Origin of the sequence: Streptomyces sp. NPDC047072 (assembly GCF_040643855.1) — a bacterium.
Classification (GTDB): Bacteria; Actinomycetota; Actinomycetes; order Streptomycetales; family Streptomycetaceae; genus Streptomyces.
Genome location: NZ_JBEYVC010000348.1, coordinates 1 through 2,782, shown reverse-complemented (window position 1 = coordinate 2,782; position 2,782 = coordinate 1). Strand labels below are relative to the sequence as shown.

4 protein-coding genes and 1 pseudogene are annotated in these 2,782 nt (G+C 73.6%); 2 read left to right on the top strand and 3 right to left on the bottom strand.

What is annotated here, in order from left to right:
* Positions 1-95, top strand: a pseudogene (locus ABZ896_RS52490) (R3H domain-containing nucleic acid-binding protein); the annotation flags it as partial.
* A 717-nt stretch (positions 96-812) separates the two neighbouring features.
* On the opposite strand, the gene ABZ896_RS52485 reads toward ABZ896_RS52490, so the two are convergent.
* From ABZ896_RS52485 to ABZ896_RS52475, 3 genes are read right to left on the bottom strand one after another with little or no spacing between them, the layout of a single operon-like run.
* Complete coding sequence (locus tag ABZ896_RS52485) at positions 813-1,430, bottom strand: hypothetical protein (RefSeq protein WP_360946563.1); 618 nt, start codon at positions 1,428-1,430, stop codon at positions 813-815.
* A gap of 29 nt (positions 1,431-1,459) precedes the next feature.
* A complete protein-coding gene (locus tag ABZ896_RS52480) occupies positions 1,460-1,741 on the bottom strand; it encodes a hypothetical protein (RefSeq protein WP_360946560.1) in 282 nt (93 codons plus the stop codon).
* Between the two features lie 35 nt (positions 1,742-1,776).
* Positions 1,777-2,241 (bottom strand): hypothetical protein, encoded by a 465-nt coding sequence (locus ABZ896_RS52475; protein ID WP_360946557.1) that lies wholly within the window; start codon positions 2,239-2,241, stop codon positions 1,777-1,779.
* A gap of 186 nt (positions 2,242-2,427) precedes the next feature.
* Here ABZ896_RS52475 and ABZ896_RS52470 point away from each other — a divergent pair.
* A partial coding sequence (locus ABZ896_RS52470; protein WP_360946554.1) for a YgjP-like metallopeptidase domain-containing protein occupies positions 2,428-2,782 on the top strand: 355 nt, incomplete at its 3' end.

Below are 2,782 nucleotides of genomic sequence, written 5' to 3'. Positions count from 1 at the left end.
GGGCCGAGCTCTCCGAACTGGGCGCCAAGGCCGCCGCGGAGGTCAAGAGCACCGGTGAGTCCGTGAAAATGAAGCCGATGACGCCGTTCGAGCGCCGCCCGAAGAGCGTCTCGCCGCTGTGGGCGATGGTCGGCGTCGGAGGCGACGAACTGGCCGCCCTGGGCACCGACTTGACGGTCGTCCCGTCGTTCGTGGTGGCCGGCCCGCCCCGCTCGGGCCGCAGCACGGTCCTGCTGACGATGGCCCGCTCCCTCACCGCCCTCGGCACGAAGATCGTCGTCGTCGCGCCCCGGAACTCCCCGCTGCGCCGACTCGCCGGGAAACCGGGCGTGGTGGAGGTGTTCAACGACGCCGACGTGGCGGTGGCCGACTTCCGCGCCGCGCTCGGCCGGGTCGACTCCCCGGCGGGGGCCATCCTCGTCGACGACGCCGAACTGATGATCAACTCCGAGCTGGACGGCGACTTCGCCGCGCTCGCCCGGGGCAGCGTCGGCGACGGCTGGGGGCTCGTGGTGGGCGGCAACAACGAGGCGCTGCTCGGCGGCATCTCCGGCTGGCAGACCGTCGTACGCCGCAACCGCTGCGGTGCGCTGCTCGCACCCCGGCTCGCCTCCGACGGCGAGCTGGTCGGCGCCCGGCTGCCGCGCGGTCTGATGGGCCGGGACAGCGAACCGGGCCGGGCCCATGTCCAGTTCGGCGACGGCGCGTTCGTCACCGTCCGGGTGCCCGGCACGACGGCGGGCTGACCGTCGTACGACGAAGGGCCCGACCGTCCGGGAAGGACGGTCGGGCCCTTTCGCGCGGGCCGTCGGCTACGCCACCGCGGGTGTCCCCGTGCCGAAGGCGAAGGTCGAGGTGATCGCGTCGAACAGGTCGTACAGCTGGTCGGCGACCGGCAGGTTGGGGCTGAAGCAGGTGATGATCAGCGCCCGGCGGCGGCCCGGCACCGGCACGACGGTGTGCATGACGGCCAGCCGGTAGGACACCCCCTCGGCGATCTCGCTCTCCTCCACGCCCACCAGCCGGCCGACCGGCCCGACGCCCGGCAGGTTCTCCGTGCTGAACGTCCGGGTCGTGCCGCCGCCGCGCCGGTCGCCGCTCGCCGAGAGCTGCCGGGCCAGGCCCTGCGCGGAGAAGTCCTCGCCAGGCGGCGGGGTCACGCTGAAGATCATGAGGCCGGCCATCAGCAGGCCGTCCTCGTACATCGCGGTGGTGCCCGCCGCGTAGACCGCGCCGCGCCGCCGGGCCGTGTCCATGATCCGGCGGGCGTTGCGGAACGCCTGGTTGACGAGGTCGAGGGTGGGCCGGTCGGGGGCGTGCCGCAGCATCTCGGCCCGCCGCTCGGCCAGCGTGTCACCGCTGAGGTCGTACTCGGTCCAGCTGTCCGGTATGCCGATCCCGAACGTGGGTGCGGCGCTCGCCGTGGTCATGGAACCGTTCTCCTTCGCTGCCGGGGCCGTCACTTGTCGTCGCCCCTCAGCGACCGGCCCATCTCCTGGTCGGCGTCCGCGAACGCCTTCACGATCGCCTCGCAGGCGTCCTTGAGGTCCTTGCTGTCGCGCTTCAGCTGGAAGCGCCCGTCGTTCCACCGGTCGTCGAACTCGCCGCCGGAGCGCACCAGCGGCAGCCCGACGTCGGCCGGGCTGAACCCGGACGCCTGGGTGTCGATCAGCTCGATGACCCGGCGCAGGAGCACGCCGAGGCGCTCCACCTCCTCGCCGGGCATGTTGATCTGGGTCACGGTTCCTCCCCGGGGACCGGTCTCGGTCTCGGGTCTCAGGCGCCGGCGCGGATCAGCTTGCCGTCGGCCCCGACGACGAACCACTCGCCGTCCAGGCCCTGCCCGTTGACGTCCCCGGGGGCCGCGTCGCCGACGTAGTAGTAGAGCGGCCAGTCGCCGTAGCCGACCTGGACCGCACCGCCCGACTGCCGCTTCTCGTGCAGCAGGGCCGCCCGCACCCCCTTCCCCGCGTCGGTGCCGGACGTGCTGGTCAGCGCGGGCCACACGGCGATGCAGTCGGCGTCGCAGTTGCTCGCGCCGTCCTTGTCCTTGGTGAAGGCGTACAGGGTGCGGCCCTGGCCGTCGACGAGGATGTCCCCGAGGCCGTCGGACCGCACGACGGAGATCCGCGCGGCCCGCTCGGCGCCGCCGGAGTCCTTGGCCCCGCCGTCCGCGCCGCCGCCGCAGGCGGCCAGGGCGAGGGCCAGCGGGGCCGCGATGAGAGCCGTACGTGCGCGCATGATGATGTCTCCTCGTCAGATGGGAGGGGGCTGGATTCGGGGCGCCGGTCGCGACCCCGCGCCTCACACGTGCCGTGCCGCCGGACGGTTCAGCCGAGTTCTTTGAACCGTTTCTCCGACCCGCTCGTGACTCGGGCAGTCCCTTCGGACACCACACCCGGATCACGGCTCGGAAGGAGCCCTCCCATGCGCCTGTTCACCCGCACCCTGTCCACCGCCGCGCTCACCGCCTCGCTCGCCCTCGCCCCGCTCCCGGCGTTGGCCGACGACGGCCACGGCGGTCACGGGGGCCACACCATGCCCTCCGGCGGTCCCACGACGGCCACGCTCAGCGCCGTCTCCGCCCGCGAACCCGCCGTCTCCCTGATCGCCCGGCTCTCCGGCGACCAGGAGGTGCCGGTCCAGGGCGGCCCGGCCGTCGGCGACGAGGACGGCGACGCGGTCGCCCTGCTCCATGAGCTGGCGCATCTGCTGGTGCCCGGGCACGGGCCGCGGTTCTGGCGGCTGCTGGAGGCCTATCCGCGCACCGAGCGTGCCAAGG

Excerpts from the sequence above, each read along its gene's own strand:
- ABZ896_RS52485 (WP_360946563.1), bottom strand. The coding sequence starts at position 1,430 with ATGACCACGGCGAGCGCCGCACCCACGTTCGGGATCGGCATACCGGAC.
- ABZ896_RS52475 (WP_360946557.1), bottom strand. The coding sequence starts at position 2,241 with ATGCGCGCACGTACGGCTCTCATCGCGGCCCCGCTGGCCCTCGCCCTG.